At 67.5% G+C, this 16,072-nt stretch carries 15 protein-coding genes; 1 reads left to right on the forward strand and 14 read right to left on the reverse strand.

The features are described from left to right. Window positions 1-7: 7 nt before the first annotated feature. The 12 genes from gap to ACFVWL_RS17570 all read right to left on the reverse strand — a co-directional run bounded on the left by gap (window position 8) and on the right by ACFVWL_RS17570 (window position 13,315). The gene (gene gap, locus ACFVWL_RS17515; protein ID WP_105710159.1) at window positions 8-1,018 is read right to left on the reverse strand and encodes a type I glyceraldehyde-3-phosphate dehydrogenase; all 1,011 of its coding nucleotides are present in this window, start codon (window positions 1,016-1,018) and stop codon (window positions 8-10) included. Window positions 1,019-1,133: 115 nt separating this feature from the next. Next, complete coding sequence (locus tag ACFVWL_RS17520) at window positions 1,134-1,760, reverse strand: superoxide dismutase (RefSeq protein ID WP_029261619.1); 627 nt, start codon at window positions 1,758-1,760, stop codon at window positions 1,134-1,136. A 186-nt stretch (window positions 1,761-1,946) separates the two neighbouring features. Further along, the gene (whiA, locus tag ACFVWL_RS17525) at window positions 1,947-2,924 is read right to left on the reverse strand and encodes a DNA-binding protein WhiA (protein ID WP_017830285.1); all 978 of its coding nucleotides are present in this window, start codon (window positions 2,922-2,924) and stop codon (window positions 1,947-1,949) included. Between the two features lie 67 nt (window positions 2,925-2,991). Beyond that, the gene (gene rapZ, locus ACFVWL_RS17530) at window positions 2,992-3,864 is read right to left on the reverse strand and encodes an RNase adapter RapZ (protein ID WP_387185519.1); all 873 of its coding nucleotides are present in this window, start codon (window positions 3,862-3,864) and stop codon (window positions 2,992-2,994) included. A 34-nt stretch (window positions 3,865-3,898) separates the two neighbouring features. After that, the gene (uvrC, locus tag ACFVWL_RS17535) at window positions 3,899-5,803 is read right to left on the reverse strand and encodes an excinuclease ABC subunit UvrC (protein ID WP_387185522.1); all 1,905 of its coding nucleotides are present in this window, start codon (window positions 5,801-5,803) and stop codon (window positions 3,899-3,901) included. Then, the gene (uvrA, locus tag ACFVWL_RS17540; protein WP_387185525.1) at window positions 5,803-8,691 is read right to left on the reverse strand and encodes an excinuclease ABC subunit UvrA; all 2,889 of its coding nucleotides are present in this window, start codon (window positions 8,689-8,691) and stop codon (window positions 5,803-5,805) included. Before uvrA ends, uvrC begins: the two co-directional genes overlap by 1 nt. A gap of 9 nt (window positions 8,692-8,700) precedes the next feature. After that, a complete protein-coding gene (locus ACFVWL_RS17545; protein WP_387185528.1) occupies window positions 8,701-9,297 on the reverse strand; it encodes a hypothetical protein in 597 nt (198 codons plus the stop codon). Continuing rightward, the gene (locus tag ACFVWL_RS17550) at window positions 9,294-10,607 is read right to left on the reverse strand and encodes a DUF58 domain-containing protein (RefSeq protein ID WP_387185531.1); all 1,314 of its coding nucleotides are present in this window, start codon (window positions 10,605-10,607) and stop codon (window positions 9,294-9,296) included. Before ACFVWL_RS17550 ends, ACFVWL_RS17545 begins: the two co-directional genes overlap by 4 nt. Then, window positions 10,604-11,575 (reverse strand): AAA family ATPase, encoded by a 972-nt coding sequence (locus ACFVWL_RS17555; RefSeq protein WP_387185533.1) that lies wholly within the window; start codon window positions 11,573-11,575, stop codon window positions 10,604-10,606. Before ACFVWL_RS17555 ends, ACFVWL_RS17550 begins: the two co-directional genes overlap by 4 nt. Further along, window positions 11,572-12,045 (reverse strand): hypothetical protein, encoded by a 474-nt coding sequence (locus tag ACFVWL_RS17560; RefSeq protein ID WP_387185536.1) that lies wholly within the window; start codon window positions 12,043-12,045, stop codon window positions 11,572-11,574. The genes ACFVWL_RS17555 and ACFVWL_RS17560 overlap by 4 nt, the downstream gene beginning before the upstream one ends. After that, window positions 12,042-12,800 carry a DUF4129 domain-containing protein gene (locus ACFVWL_RS17565; RefSeq protein WP_387185539.1) on the reverse strand — a complete coding sequence of 253 codons (759 nt, stop codon included), beginning with the start codon at window positions 12,798-12,800 and terminating at the stop codon, window positions 12,042-12,044. The genes ACFVWL_RS17560 and ACFVWL_RS17565 overlap by 4 nt, the downstream gene beginning before the upstream one ends. Before the next feature lie 71 nt (window positions 12,801-12,871). Beyond that, window positions 12,872-13,315 (reverse strand): MarR family winged helix-turn-helix transcriptional regulator, encoded by a 444-nt coding sequence (locus ACFVWL_RS17570; RefSeq protein ID WP_387185542.1) that lies wholly within the window; start codon window positions 13,313-13,315, stop codon window positions 12,872-12,874. Between the two features lie 45 nt (window positions 13,316-13,360). Between ACFVWL_RS17570 and ACFVWL_RS17575 the strand changes: the two genes are divergently transcribed. Continuing rightward, a complete protein-coding gene (locus ACFVWL_RS17575; RefSeq protein WP_387185545.1) occupies window positions 13,361-13,603 on the forward strand; it encodes a hypothetical protein in 243 nt (80 codons plus the stop codon). A gap of 2 nt (window positions 13,604-13,605) precedes the next feature. Here ACFVWL_RS17575 and ACFVWL_RS17580 read toward each other — a convergent pair whose 3' ends face one another. After that, complete coding sequence (locus ACFVWL_RS17580; protein WP_387185548.1) at window positions 13,606-13,956, reverse strand: TfoX/Sxy family protein; 351 nt, start codon at window positions 13,954-13,956, stop codon at window positions 13,606-13,608. A gap of 14 nt (window positions 13,957-13,970) precedes the next feature. Then, window positions 13,971-16,043, reverse strand: coding sequence for an excinuclease ABC subunit UvrB (gene uvrB, locus ACFVWL_RS17585; protein WP_387185551.1), 2,073 nt, complete (start codon window positions 16,041-16,043; stop codon window positions 13,971-13,973). Between the last annotated feature and the right edge of the window lie 29 nt (window positions 16,044-16,072).

Genomic DNA, 16,072 nt, shown 5'->3' on the forward strand with positions numbered 1-16,072 from the left:
TCTGAGCTTAGAGGCGCTCGGCCACGTACTCGGTCAGGTCGACGAGACGGTTGGAGTAGCCCCACTCGTTGTCGTACCAGCTGGAGACCTTGATCAGGTTGCCGCTGACGTTGGTCAGCGTCGAGTCGAAGATCGACGAGTGCGGGTTGTGCACGATGTCGCTCGAGACGATCGGGTCCTCGTTGTACTGGAGGTAACCGGCGAGGCGACCCTCGGCAGCAGCCTTCTTGTACGCCTCGTTGACCTCGTCGACCGTCAGGTTCTCGCGGTCGGTGATGAGGGTGAGGTCGACGATCGAGCCGGTCGGAACCGGAACGCGGTACGACGAGCCGCTCAGCTTGCCCTGGAGCTCCGGGAGCACCTCGCCGATGGCCTTTGCCGCACCGGTCGAAGCCGGGGTGATGTTGATCGCAGCGGCGCGTGCACGACGGAGGTCGCTGTGCGGGCCGTCCTGCAGGTTCTGGTCGGCGGTGTACGCGTGCGCCGTCATCATGAAGCCGCGGTCGATGCCGAACGCGTCGTTGAAGACCTGTGCGAGCGGCGCGAGGCAGTTGGTGGTGCAGGACGCGTTGGAGATGATGTGATCCGTCTCCGGGTTGTACGTGTCCTCGTTCACGCCCATGACGAACGTGCCGTCGACACCGGTGCCCGGAGCCGAGATGAGGACCTTCTTCGCGCCGGCCTCGATGTGCTTCTTGGCGAGCTCGGCCTTGGTGAAGAAGCCGGTGGACTCGATGACGATGTCCACACCCAGCTCGCCCCACGGGAGACCGGCGGGGTCACGCTCGGCGAAGGCCTTGATGACCTTGCCGTTGACGGTGATGCTCTCGTCGTCGTAGCTGATCTCGGCGTCGAGGACGCCGCCCACCGAGTCGTACTTCAGCAGGTGCGCCAGGGTCTTGTTGTCGGTGAGGTCGTTGACGGCGACGATCTCAAGGTCCGCTCCCTGCGCGAGAGCCGCGCGGAAGTAGTTGCGTCCGATGCGGCCGAAGCCGTTGATACCGATCTTGACAGACACTCAGGTCTCCCTGTTTCTCGTGCGCTGCACACTGCTTTCCAGCAGGCGTGAAGCGCGGGGTTTTTTGGCTGAGAGGGCGTCCCGACGAGCCGTAGCCCGTCGGGACGCGACCCGATTACGACAGTACCAGCAGGCCGTTCGTCTGCTTACGGGCGACCTCGAGGCGCTGGGCGACGTTCTCCCAGTTCGCGATGTTCCACGCGGCCTTGACGTAGTCGGCCTTCACGTTGAGGTAGTCGAGGTAGAAGGCGTGCTCCCACATGTCGAGCTGGAACAGCGGGATCGTGCCCTGTGCCGTGTTCGACTGCTGGTCGAACAGCTGCTGGATGATCAGACGCGAGCCGATCGAGTCCCAGCTGAGGACCGCCCAGCCGGAGCCCTGGATGCCCGTCGCCGCTGCCGTGAAGTGCGCCTGGAACTTCTCGAACGAGCCGAAGTACTCGTCGATAGCCGCCTTCAGCTCGCCCTCCGGCTGACCCCCGCCGTTCGGCGACAGGTTCGTCCAGAAGATCGAGTGGTTGACGTGACCGCCGAGGTTGAAGGCGAGGTCCTTCTCGAGCTTGTTGACGTTCGCCAGGTTGCCGCTCTCACGGGCCTCGGCGAGCTGGTCGAGCGCGGTGTTCGCGCCGGCGACGTAGGTCGCGTGGTGCTTGTCATGGTGCAGCTCCATGATCTTGCCGCTGATGTGCGGCTCGAGAGCTGCGAAGTCGTAGGGAAGGTCGGGGAGCGTGTAGGTCGCCATATCGCTTTCATCCAATCCGCGCCGCGCCGCGGCGCTTGCCGATCCTCCGCGCCGCCGATGTGCGGCGTAGAGCGGACGTCTTTCATCCTACTGACGACAACACGGCGGCGCCCCCGATCCTTCCGTCGTATGACGAAGACCCGCCGTCCGGATACCGGGCGGCGGGTCTTCGTTCGAGGATGCGGGTCAGACGTCGAGTCCCACGGGGACCGCGGCTTCCGTTCCGGGAATGCCCTCCTGCTGCGCGCGCTTGTCGGCCATCGCGAGCAGGCGGCGGATGCGGCCGGCGACGGCGTCCTTCGTCAGGGGCGGGTCGGCGTGGTGGCCGAGCTCGTCGAGGCTGGCATCGCGATGCGCGAGACGGAGTTCGCCGGCCACCTTCAGGTGATCGGGGACCTCGTCGGCCAGGATCTCGAGGGCGCGCTCGACGCGCGCACATGCGGCGACGGCGGCCTGCGCGGAACGGCGCAGGTTCGCGTCGTCGAAGTTGACGAGGCGGTTGACCCCGGCACGCACCTCGCGGCGCTGACGGAGCTCTTCCCAGGCGATCGCCGTCTTCTGCGCGCCCATCTCATTCAGGATGGTGCGGATGGCCTCGCCCTCGCGCACGACCACGCGCGGCATGCCCCGCACCTCACGCGCCTTGGCGGCCACGCCGAGCCGGTGCGCCGCGCCGACGAGAGCCATCGCCGCCTCCGACGACGGGCAGACGACCTCGAGCATGGCGGAGCGCCCGGGCTCGCTCAGGGATCCTGCGGCGAGGAAGGCACCGCGCCAGAGCCCGGCGACCTCGGCACGAGAGCCGGTGGTGAGTCGGTTGGGCAGCCCGCGAACCGGGCGCCGACGCTGGTCGAGCAGCCCTGTCTGACGGGCGAGGGTCTCCCCCTGTGCGATCACACGCACCGCCCAGCGGGCTCCGTCGTTCGCGGTGCTCGACTGGACCTGGGCGATCTCGGGTCGCACGCCGTAGATCTCGGCAAGGTCCCGCGCGACGCGGCGCGCGAGAGTCTCGGCATCCACCTCGGCCTCCACGGCCACACGACCGGCGATCGAATGCAGGCCGCCGGCGAACCGGAGGATGGCGGTCACTTCCGCGACTCGCACCGTCGGGGGTGCATTGCGGATGCTGACCAGCTCGGCCTTGACGTCGGTGGTTAGTGCCACGACACTCCTTCACGTTCACGCGCCGGATCGCGACGCAAACGTCCAGCTTACTCGGCCGGGCGGCCCGCTACTCTCGGCCCAGGTCCCGGTGACGGACGTTCACGGCGACGCCGGGGATCGCGGCCAGACGCCGAGCCAGCTCCTCCGACATCGCCACCGAGCGGTGTTTTCCGCCCGTGCAGCCGATCGCGATCGTCGAGTGGCTCTTGTTCTCGCGCTGATATCCCTCGAGCACGGGCACCAACGCCGTGGAGTACGCGTCGAGGAACTCCATCGCCCCCTCGCGGGAGAGCACGTACTCCCGGACCGTTTCGTCCTGCCCTGTCAGCCCCCGTAGCTCCTCGTTCCAGAACGGGTTCGGCAGGAACCGCATGTCGGCGACGATGTCGACGTCGGTCGGCAGCCCGTATTTGAACCCGAAGCTGAGCAGTGTGACGCGGTGTCGCGCTTCACCCTCCTCGGAGAAGATGTCGGATACCTGTGTCGCGAGCTGGTGGATGTTGAGCGTCGATGTGTCGATCACCAGGTCGGCGGCTTCCCGGATCGGCGCAAGACGGGCGCGTTCGATCCGGATGCCGTCGAGCAGGGTGCCTTCGCCCTGGAGCGGATGCGGTCGCCGCACGGACTCGAACCGGCGCACCAGCACGTCGTCGGACGCATCCAGGAAGAGCACCCGGACGGAGCCACGCGACCGTAGCGCGCGCGCTACGCCGGGAAAGTCGTCGAAGAGGTTTCGGCCGCGCACATCGACGACTGCCGCGACCTTGGGAAGAGCGGTACCTCCCATGTCGGTCAGATCCAGCAGAGGACGCAGGATCTGCGGGGGCAGGTTGTCGACGACGTACCAGCCGAGGTCCTCGAGTGCGTTCGCCACCGTCGTCCGACCCGCGCCGGACATTCCCGTGACGATGAGGAACTCGCCCTTTTCCCCGTCAGTCATTGCTCAGTGCTCCCTCTCCCCCTCGGCCTCCAGCCTAGCGAGTGGAGAGGTGCGTGTGGATGTTCTGAGCGAGCACCGGACCGATCCCCTGAACTTCTTCGATCTGTCCCGGCTCGGCCGCACGGAGCGCAGTGACCGAACCGAAGTGCTTGAGCAGCACCTTGATGCGGGAGGCACCGAGCCCGGGCACCTCGGCGAGCACCGAACCGATGTCGTTGCGCCGCTTCTTGCGCTGATGAGTGATCGCGAACCGGTGCGCTTCGTCGCGCAGGCGCTGCAGCAGGTAGAGGGCTTCACTCGTACGGGGCAGGATCACAGGGAAGTCCTCGCCGGGAAGCCAGACCTCCTCAAGCCGCTTCGCGATGCCGCAGACCGCGATCTCGGTGTGTCCGGCGTCACGGAGAGCACGGGCCGCAGCTTCCACCTGAGGCTGACCGCCGTCGACCAGGAGGAGCTGCGGAGGGTAGGCGAAACGGGGCTTGCGACGCACCGTCGCCTCGCCGACATCCTCTGCGACGACCTCGTCGGTCGTCGGATCGATGGTCTCGGGCTCTTCGGGACGATCGAGATAGGCCAGCCGACGACGGAGCACCTGGTACATGGAGTCGGTGTCGTCCGTCGTCTCGGCGATGTTGAACGACCGGTACTGGTCCTTGCGGGGAAGGCCGTCCTCGAAGACCACCATCGAGGCCACGACGTTCGTTCCACCGAGGTGCGAGATGTCGAAGCACTCGATGCGCAGCGGCGCCTCGTCCATGCCGAGCGCCTCCTGCAGGTCGGTGAGGGCCTGGGTTCGCGCGACATAGTCGGTCGTGCGACGGGTCTTGTGGCGGATGAGCGCCTGCTGCGCGTTCAAGGTCGCCGTGCGCATGAGGTCGGCACGCTGGCCGCGCTGTGCGACCGCGATCTCGACCTTCTTGCCGCGCCGATCACGCAGCCACACCTCGAGCTCGGCGGCGTCATCGGGCAGGGTGGGAACCAGGATGCGGCGCGGAACGTCCTGAGCCTCGCCGTAAGCCTGCTGCAGCACCTGCTCGACGAGCTCGCCGCTGGAGATGTCGATCTCCTTCTCGATCGTCAGGGCACGCACACCGCGCACCCTTCCGCCGCGGATCACGAAGTGCTGCACCGCCGCGGCGAGCTCGTCTTCGGCGATACCGAACAGGTCGGCGTCTTCGTCGCTGGGAAGCACGAGCGCGCTCTTGCCGAGAACGGCCTCGATCGCAGAGAGCTTGTCGCGGTACTTCGCCGCCGCCTCGTAGTCCATCGCCGCGGACGCCGCCAGCATCCGCTTCGTGAGCTCGCGGGTGAAGCGCTCGTCTCCCCCGGCCATGAACGCGACGAAGTCGTCGACCATGGCGCGGTGCTCCTCGATGCTCACCGTCATCGAGCACGGGCCGCCGCACTTGCCGATCTGACCGGGGAAGCACGGCCTGCCGGTCTGCATGGCGCGTCGGTAGCTGGAGTCGCTGCACGTGCGGATCGGAAAAGCCTTGATCATCAGGTCGATCGTCTCGTGCACCGCCCACACCTTCGGGAAGGGACCGAAGTACCGCGCTCCGGGGATCTTGCGGTTGCGTGTCACGATCACACGTGGTGCTTCGTCGGCGAGCGTCACCGCCATGAACGGGTACGACTTGTCGTCCTTGTAGCGCACGTTGAACGGCGGATCGAACTCCTTGATCCACATGTACTCGAGTTGCAGCGAGTCGACGTCGGTCGACACCACCGTCCACTCGACGGAAGACGCAGTGGTGACCATACGACGGGTGCGCTCATGCAGCGTGCGCAGCGGGGCGAAGTAGTTCGACAGCCGCTGACGCAGATTCTTCGCCTTGCCCACGTACAGCACCCGGCCGGCGGAGTCACGGAAGCGGTACACGCCGGGGTCGGTGGGAATCTCCCCCGGCCGCGGCTTGTACGACAGCACGTCAGCCATCAGCTGGCCTTCCGCGCGGAACGCCCCTCACCCAGGATCTCGCCGAGGAACAACCCGGTGTGGCTCGCCTCGACGCGGGCGATCTGCTCCGGAGTGCCCGTGGCGATGATCTGGCCACCGCCGGAGCCGCCCTCGGGACCGAGGTCGATCACCCAGTCGGCGGACTTGATCACATCGAGGTTGTGCTCGATGACGATCACGGTGTTGCCCTTGTCGACCAGGCCGTTGAGGACCTCGAGGAGCTTGCGGACATCTTCGAAGTGCAGCCCCGTCGTCGGCTCGTCGAGCACGTAGATGCTGCGACCGTTGCTGCGGCGCTGGAGCTCGGTCGCCAGCTTGACGCGCTGCGCCTCGCCACCGGAGAGCGTCGTCGCCGACTGGCCGAGCCGCACGTAGCCGAGCCCGACATCGACGAGCGTCTTCATGTAGCGGTGGATCGCCTGGATGGGCTCGAAGAAGTCGGCTGCCTCTTCGATCGGCATCTCGAGCACCTCGGCGATGTTCTTGCCTTTGTAGTGCACGGCGAGCGTGTCGCGGTTGTAGCGCTTGCCGTGGCAGACCTCGCAGTCGACGTACACGTCGGGCAGGAAGTTCATCTCGATCTTGATCGTGCCGTCGCCCGAGCACGCCTCGCAGCGACCGCCCTTGACGTTGAAGCTGAATCGGCCGGGCTGGTAGCCGCGGACCTTCGCCTCCGGTGTCTCGCTGAAGAGCGTGCGGATGCGGTCGAACACGCCGGTGTACGTCGCCGGGTTCGACCTCGGGGTGCGGCCGATCGGCGCCTGGTCGACGTGCACGACCTTGTCGAGGTTGTCGAGCCCGGTCACCCGCGTGTGCTTGCCGGGGACGGTGCGCGCACCGTTCAACCGAGACGCCAGCACCTGGTAGAGGATGTCGTTGACGAGCGACGATTTGCCGGATCCGCTGACCCCGGTGACCGCGGTGAGCACACCGAGGGGGAAGTCGGCCGTGACGTTGCGGAGGTTGTTCGCACGGGCGCCCACGACGCTCAGCATCCGCTTCTTGTCGATCTTGCGGCGCTTCGTCGGCATGGGGATCTCGCGACGACCCGAGAGGTACTCGCCCGTCATCGACGCGCTGTCATTGAGGAGCGCCGAGTACGGACCCGAGTGCACGACCTCACCGCCGTTGACGCCGGCGCCGGGGCCGATATCGACGACCCAGTCCGCCGCTTCGATGGTCTCTTCGTCGTGCTCCACCACGATCAGCGTGTTGCCGAGGTCGCGCAGCTTCAGCAGGGTGTCGATGAGACGCCGGTTGTCACGCTGGTGCAGACCGATCGACGGCTCGTCGAGCACGTAGAGCACGCCGGTCAGACCGGAGCCGATCTGCGTGGCCAGGCGGATGCGCTGCGCCTCTCCACCGGACAGGGATCCCGCCGAGCGGCTGAGGTTGAGGTAGGAAAGACCGACCTGCAGCAGGAAGTCGAGGCGGAGACGGATCTCGCGGAGCACCTGCGCTGCGATCTTCGCCTCGCGGTCGGTGAGCGTGAGGGTCTCCATGAACGCACGCGCGTCGGCCAGGCTGAGATGAGAGACCTCGGCGATCGAGTGACCGTGCACCTGCACGGCCAGGACCTCCGGCTTGAGGCGGTTGCCGTCGCACACCGGGCACGGCACCTCGCGAAGGTACTCGCCCCAGCGATTGCGCTGGTTGTCCGACTCGGCCTGCAGGTACTGCCGCTCGATGTACGGAACCACACCCTCGAACCCGGATGTGTAGCGCATCTCGCGGCCGTAACGGTTCTTCCACTTGACGGAGACCTTGTAGTTCTCACCGCGCAGCACCGCGTTCTGCACATCGGAGTGGAGTTTGCGCCAGGGGGTGTCGAGCGAGAAGTCGAGGTCGTTCGAGAGTCCCTCCAGCAGCCGCTCGTAGTACTGGAACAGGCCCTTGCCCTGAGTGGTCCACGGGATGATGACGCCCTCGCGGATCGAGAGGTCTTCATCGCCGAGCATCAGATCGACGTCGACCGACATGCGCGTGCCGAGGCCTGAGCATGCAGGGCACGCGCCGAACGGCGCGTTGAACGAGAACGTGCGCGGTTCGATCTCGGTGAGCGTGAGGGCATGGCCGTTCGGGCAGGCCAGCTTCTCGGAGAAGGTCTGCCATGCGTCGTCGCCCTCGCCGTCGACGTAGTTGATCTGCACCACGCCGCCCGCGAGCCCGAGAGCGGTCTCGACCGAGTCTGTGACGCGGCCGAGGATGTCGTCGGAGGCGACCAGCCGGTCGACCACCACCGCGATGTCGTGCTTGTAGCTCTTCTTCAGCGTGGGCGGCTCGGCAAGCTGGATGAGATCTCCGTCGACGATCGCGCGTGAGTAGCCCTTCGCGCCGAGCTCGCGGAACAGGTCGACGAACTCGCCCTTCTTCTGCGACACGATCGGCGCGACCACCTGGTAGCGCGTGCGCTCGGGGAGCTCCATGAGCTGGTCGGCGATCTGCTGCACCGTCTGACGCTGGATCCGCTCACCGCATTCGGGGCAGTGCGGGATGCCGATACGCGCCCAGAGCAGACGCATGTAGTCGTAGATCTCGGTGATCGTGCCGACGGTCGACCGCGGGTTGCGGTTGGTCGACTTCTGGTCGATCGAGACGGCGGGGCTCAGGCCCTCGATGAAATCGACGTCTGGTCGATCGACCTGGCCGAGGAACTGGCGCGCGTACGCGCTCAGCGATTCGACGTAGCGACGCTGCCCCTCGGCGAAGATCGTGTCGAACGCGAGACTGGACTTTCCCGATCCGGACAGGCCGGTGAACACGACGAGGGAGTCGCGCGGAATGTCGATGTCGACGTTCTTGAGGTTGTGGACGCGGGCACCGCGGACACTGAGTTTTCCGGAGGAGGCAACGGGGACGATGGGCACCGAACAAGTCTACGAGGGGCCACGGACATTGGCTCCGCGAGGACGGTCGGAACCCTGTTCCGCTCCTGACGACGGGCCCGTCTGCGGCAGCGCATCCGACCTCCGGACCGCCCGCAGGGCGAGCAGCACCCCGAACGCGAGTCCCACTGCGGCGAGCGGTGCGAGCCAGACGATCCCGTGGTCGATGTTCGACGGCGCCAGCAGCCACACCCCGAAGACGACGGGCTGTGCCAGCAGCTGGATGACGAGGAAGCGCGCGAGACTCGGGCCCAGCACGGCGAGGCCGACATGCGAGGAGATCGGGATCACCAGGCTGAGCGATGCGAGGACGTGGATCGCGGGGACCAGCAGCACGGCGAGGGCTGTACGCCCGGGATCCGGCTCGGTCAGGAGCACCCCGAACGCGAGACACGCGGCGCCCACCCACGCTGCCAGGGATCGCGGGAGCACGACCGCGAGGAGCGCGGCGATCACCGCCACTCCCTGCCACAGCGGGAAGGGAACGAGCACGACCGCTCCTCCCCACACGAGCACGACGACCATGAGGCGGACGACGACCCCTGGAACGGCGGCTCGCACCCGGAACGAACGGAGAGCACGCCTCATCGCCGCACCGTCCGCACGCGTTGCTGTCGAAGGGCCGCGAGCCGCATCGCGACGTCGACATCGGGATCCGTCCACGCGACCACCTCGACCCCGGCGTGCCGGAGCTCGACGAGGATGTCGGAGCGCTCTGCGAGCAGCGTGCGCAGTGCGATGCGCTGCTCACGGGTGAGCCGGCTCTCGTCGGGGCTGGGGAGCACGTCGACCGCGACCACGGCGTGGCCCGCCGCCCGCCACCGCGTGGCCAGTTGCGCGGCGACCCCGTCGAAGAACGTGGAGAGCACGAAGACGATGGATCCCGTCGGTATGACGGGAGACCGTCGGTAGCGTGAGTCCTCCTCGCTCTGACCGGTCGCCGCGATCACATCGCGCACGCGCGCGAGATGACGCGGGCCGCCACCGGCCGGGAGGCTGCGGCCCCGGAGTGACAACGCGTGGTACGCCACGCGATCGCCGATGCCGACCGCCGCGGTGGCGATGGACAGCGCCGCCTCGCGCGCGAGATCCAGCGAGGTGGTCCCCGATCGGTCGGCGTCATCCGCTCCCCAGGACGCGACCGCGGTTCCGAGGTCCTCCGCGGTGTCGACCGCGATCACCACCGAGGAATCGCTGAGCGTGGCGGTGCGCCGCACGAGAAGTTCCCCGGGGCGGCGGGCGGCGCGTGCCGTGGCGCGCCAGTCGACCCGGCGCAGCTCGTCGCCGGGCGCGAACGGATGGATGTCGCGGAAGTCGCCGCCCTGGCCGGGTCGCGAGCCCTCGTGGGAACCGTGCAGCCCCGTCAGCCGCGGCGCGACCGGGAGTCGTCCGATCGGGACGTGCCTCGGCGGCGTGTTCCACGTCAGCACGACGCGGGGCCCGGCCTCCGAGACCCATGCGCCGTCGAGGGCGACTCCACGGACGGTCACTCCGAGCAACTCCACCGGACCGGAGTGCTGCACACGATCGCGGGCCGTGAAGATCGCACGTCCGGGCTTCACATCCGCGACCCCCGACCGCATGTCTTCCTGATCGATCGCGACCTGGAGCCAGTCGCCGTCGAGGACCGCGTCCACCACCGCCACGACCTCCGACGAGTCTTCGGAATCCTCCGGATGCGCACGCAGCTCGATCGACATCGCCGAGTCACGGGGGCGCCGCATCAGCATCCACGCCGTCGCCAGGGCGAGCGGAAGCCCGATGCCGATCACATCGGGGCGTGAGAAGACGAGACCCACCGCTGCAAGGATCGCCGAGGCGGCGACCCCGATCGCGATCACGGGCGTCCGGGTCCACCGCACAGGGGAACGCGCCGTGACGCGGACCGGCGCGGTCACCGCACCGCGGCGACGGTCGGCGGTACGGGAGTGGCCTCGACCACCGAGGCCACGACGGACCGGGGGTCGACTCCCTGAGCCCAGGCCTGCGGCGTCAGCGTGAGGCGGTGCGCGAGGACGGGTTCCGCGATGCGCTTGATGTCGTCCGGCCGCACATAGTCCCGACCATCCAGCGCCGCGAGCGCGCGCCCGAGAAGCACGAGGGACTGCGACCCGCGCGGCGAGGCTCCGACGGCGACATGGGTCGCATTCCGCGTGGCCTTCGTCAGCTCCACGCAGTATCTGGCGACATCGGCGTCGACATGGATCCTCTCGACGGCCGCCTGGATCGCGAGTAGACCCGCTCCATCGACGACCGGGTCGACGGAGACGTCGGGACTCTGCCGGCGCACGCGGTCCAGGATGATGCGCGTCTCATCCTCCGGCTCGGGATAGCCGACGGCGAGGCGCACCATGAAACGGTCGAGCTGCGCCTCGGGAAGCGCGTACGTGCCCTCGTACTCGATCGGGTTCGAAGTCGCGATCACGTGGAACGGCAGCGGCAGCGGGAAGCTGTTGCCCTCGACCGTGACCTGATGCTCCGCCATGGCCTCCAACATCGCCGACTGGGTCTTGGGGGTGGTGCGGTTCACCTCATCGGCGAGGAGCAGACCGGTGAAGATCGGGCCGGGCCGGAAGACGAAGTCGCCGCTGGCCGGTGCGTAGACGTAGGAGCCGGTGACATCGCCGGGGAGCATGTCCGGAGTGCACTGCAGGCGTCGGAAATCGAGGCCGAGCGCGGACGCCAGACTCCGCGCCGCGAGCGTCTTGCCCAACCCGGGAACGTCCTCGAAGAGCACGTGGCCGCCCGCGAGGATCGCCGCGAGGGCGATTGTGAGAGGCTCGTCCATCCCGACGACGGCACCGCGGACACTGTCGAGGATTCGACGCCCGGTATCGGCGATCTGCGTGGTCTCCTGGCTGCTCATCCGGTTTCCTCCGTGTCGTTCGGGATGCGGTCGATCGCGTCGAGCACGATCTCGATGTCGGTGCGCTGCACTTCGCGACGGTGCAGCGCGTCACGCACTCCCTCGCCGAGGAGAGCGTCGATGCGGGCGTGCTGTGCGGGGTCGTCGAGGTCGAGTCCGTGCAGGGCGAGTCGCCTCCTCAGCACACTCTGCACTCTGCGCACCACGACGTGGCCGGCCACACCGGTGCGAGTGTTGATCGCCCAGGCCATGCGTGACACCTCGGAGCCGCGCGAGCCGCGGCTCGGCTTCTCGGGAGGCCACACCGGTCCGATCTCGATGAACTCCTGGCGACAGGCGAGGACGACCGCCACGAGGATAATCACCCACGCGAGCACGAACGGTGCGGGGAAGCCCAGCTGTCCGAGCACGAGGAGCATTGCCAGGGCGACAACGCCGCCGATGCCCCAGACCAGCATCCGTCTTTTCATCGCCACCCCTCCTGGATGCCGCGGAGACACTCGGAGGCTCGGGCCCGATCGCTCTCGTCGGCATCGTGGCCGCCGAATCGGACGTGTTCGTAGAGGGCGAGCAGGGTGACGACGTCGGCGGCGATTCCGGCGCGTCGGCCGATGATTCGCACGGTGAACTCCGACGGCGTCTCATTGACGCTTCGCCCGGCACCGGCATCCGCAGCCGACTCCTCCAGACCCACCCAGGCCGCCACGATGCTGTCGCCCGGCACGGGTCGGTCCTCGATCGTGCGCAGCGCCTCGGCGATTCCGCGCCGAATCCTGGCATCGTCCGGCTCGACATCCGTCGCGGGCGCGGTCACGACCTGGACATCGACCGGTGTCGCCTCCCGGCGCCCGAGCGGACGGTCACGCCACAGCCCCACGAGGTAGCGGATCAGGAGTCGCACGCCGAAGTACGCCATCGTGAGCACAGCGGCGATCACGACGGCGGCAAGGATGTAGCCGATGATCACGAGCAATGGTGAATCGTCCGGAGGGTCCAACGGTGGAGGTGCGGTCTCCGCCGGCGCGGTGGGCAGGACGTCGTCGCCCGCCCGCTCCTCGGTGTCGTTGAACCATCCGCCGAATTGCGGAAGCCCCTGCGCGGCCGCGGCGAACATGATCATCGCGAAGAAGCCGGCGATCGCGATCAGCGGGAGCAGAAGCCGCAGCCATGGCCGATCCAGCCCGGCACGCTCCTGCTCCGGGGCCGAGGGCTCGGAGCGCGACATGCCTCCACCCTAGGGGCCACTCCCCCGCCTCGAGGTCATCGCTGGGGTGCAACGGTGAAGCGGAGGACTCGTCAGCCGAGATCAGGACGCCGCCCGGCGAAAGGGCCGAGACCATCCCGGAGCGCCGCGATCTCGTCGACGCCCATGCCGACCGCCGCCATGACCTGATGCGGAACGTCGACCGCCCGTTCACGCAGGGCCGAACCTGTCGGCGTGAGCGTGATCTCCAGACGACGCTCATCCTCGCTGCTGCGCTGACGCGCGACCAGCCCCTCGGCTTCGAGCCGCTTCACCAAGGGCGATGCGGTCGCCGGTTCCATGGCCAGATCGATCGCCAGGTCGTTGAGGGTACGCGGGGCCCGCTCCCACAGCGCCAGCATGACCAGATACTGCGGATGTGTGAGGCCCAACGGCTCGAGGATGGGGCGGTACAGGGCGACGACATTGCGCGCCGCAGTCACCAGGGCGAAGCAGAGCTGGTTCTCGAGCCGGAGCAGGTCGTCGGAAGCTGTCACAAGGGAGACTATACATCTGCACTAATAGTTAGTACACTAACGAACATGGCACAGGATTCCGAACGCCCACCCCTCCGCACTCGCATCCGCGAAGCAGGAGGACTGTACTCCTGGGTGAACACGAACCTCATCCGGTTCGCCGGACCCGCCTCGGTCGGTCCGTACGAGAAGACTCCGCCGCCCAGCGCTGCCGAACGCGCCGAACGCGCCTGCCCTCTCTGCGGCGCCCCGATGACGCAGCACGAGATCGACCGCACCGGACCCAAGACCCTGGTGCACTGCCCGTAGCGTCAGTCCTGTTCTGGCTCCTCATCCGGCGAGCCCGCCGACTCCCGCGCGACGTCGAGCCAGAACATGAGTGCCGTGTCATCTTCGATGGCACCGGGCACCACGTCGAGCCACCCCGAGCTCATGGTGCGCGCCCCCATCACCGCGCGGGCTGCTCCCGGTTCCGTGAGCAGTGCGGCACCGCTTTCGTCGTCGACGCGCACCAGCAGCACTCCTCCAGGACGCGCACCGACGAGGATGTGGCCGTGATCGAGGAACGCTCTGGTGCCGAACATGCGCCGCTCTTCGATCTCGGTGTCCGCCCCCAACAGGGCACGCACCCGGTCGGCGAGTTCGTTCCCCGCAGCATCCATCGGTCAGCCCCTGCCTATGCGTGTCCGGCGCGCTCCATGGCGCGGAGCTCTTTCTTGAGATCCTGCACCTCGTCGCGCAGACGCCCGGCGAGCTCGAACTTCAACTCTGCCGCGGCCGCGAGCATCTGATCGGACAGATCCTGGATCGTGGCCTCGAGCTGCTGCGCCCCCTCCGCTGCGATGCCCGTACGGCGCAGGTTGGGTGTCGGCGACTTGCCCTTGCCCGTCGCACGACCTCGACCCGACAGCATCTCCGCCGTGTCTGCACCCTCACGAGCCAGCACTTCCGTGATGTCCGCGATGCGCTTGCGGAGCGGCTGCGGATCGATGCCGTGCTCTTTGTTGTACGCCACCTGCTTCTCGCGGCGACGGTCGGTCTCTTCGATCGCCTTCGTCATCGAGTCGGTCATCTTGTCGGCGTACATGTGCACCTCGCCGGACACGTTTCGGGCCGCGCGACCGATGGTCTGGATCAGGGAGGTGCCCGATCGCAGGAACCCTTCCTTGTCGGCATCGAGGATCGCGACCAGGGAGACCTCGGGAAGGTCAAGGCCTTCACGCAGGAGGTTGATGCCCACGAGCACGTCGTACACGCCGGCGCGCAGTTCGCTGAGCAGCTCCACGCGACGCAACGTGTCGACGTCGGAGTGCAGGTAGCGCACCCGTACCCCGTGCTCGCCGAGGAAGTCGGTGAGCTCCTCCGCCATCTTCTTCGTGAGGGTCGTGACGAGCACGCGCTCGTCACGCTCGACCCGCACACGGATCTCCTCGAGCAGGTCGTCGATCTGACCCTTCGACGGCTTCACCACGATGTGCGGGTCGACGAGGCCGGTCGGACGGATGATCTGCTCGACGATGCCGTCGGCGATCCCCATCTCGTACTTGCCGGGGGTCGCCGAGAGGTAGACGGTCTGCCCGATGCGGTTCTTGAACTCGTCCCAGCGCAGCGGACGGTTGTCCATCGCGCTCGGCAGGCGGAAGCCGTGATCGACGAGCGTGCGCTTGCGGGACGCGTCGCCCTCGTACATGGCGCCGATCTGCGGCACGGTGACGTGCGACTCGTCGATCACCAGGAGGAAATCGTCGGGGAAGAAGTCGAGCAGCGTGTGCGGCGGCTCCCCCGGCATGCGGCCGTCCATGTGGCGCGAGTAGTTCTCGATTCCCGAGCAGAAACCCAGCTGCTGCAGCATCTCGAGGTCGAATGTGGTGCGCATGCGCAGGCGCTGGGCCTCGAGGAGCTTGCCCTGGCGCTCGAACTCGGCCAGGCGCTCTTCCAGCTCGTGCTCGATCGTGCCGATGGAGCGCTGGATGACGTCGGTACCGGCCACATAGTGCGAGGCCGGGAAGATGGGTACGGCGTCGAGCTTCTCGATGACCTCTCCGGTGAGCGGGTGGAGCGAGTACAGCGCCTCGATCTCGTCACCGAACAGCTCGATGCGGATGGCGTGCTCTTCGTACACCGGGATGATCTCGATGGTGTCGCCGCGCACCCGGAAGTTGCCTCGCGAGAAATCGACGTCGTTGCGGTTGTACTGCATCGCGATGAACTGGCGGATGAGCGCGTCGCGGTCGTAGCGCTCTCCCACCTGCAGGGCGACCATGGCTCGAAGATACTCTTCCGGTGCTCCGAGTCCATAGATGCAGGACACGGTCGAGACGACGATGACGTCGCGTCGACTCAGCAGCGAGTTCGTCGTCGAGTGCCGCAGTCGCTCGACCTCGGAGTTGATCGAGGAGTCCTTCTCGATGAAGGTGTCGGTCTGGGGCACGTAGGCCTCGGGCTGGTAGTAGTCGTAGTACGAGACGAAGTACTCGACCGCATTGTTCGGCATGAGCTCGCGGAACTCGTTCGCGAGCTGCGCGGCCAGGGTCTTGTTGTGCGCGAGCACGAGCGTCGGGCGCTGGACCTGCTCGACCAGCCAGGCGGTCGTCGCGGACTTTCCGGTACCCGTCGCGCCGAGCAGCACGACGTCGGTCTCACCCGCGTTGATGCGCGCCGCCAGATCGGCGATGGCCTTCGGCTGATCGCCCGCCGGCTCATACTCGCTGATGACCTCGAAGGGTCGGACACTGCGCGTGGGTTGCATACCTCCAGCGTATGCCGCCCCTCCGACAT

This window comes from Microbacterium sp. NPDC058269 (genome assembly GCF_042881445.1).
Lineage (GTDB): Bacteria > Actinomycetota > Actinomycetes > Actinomycetales > Microbacteriaceae > Microbacterium.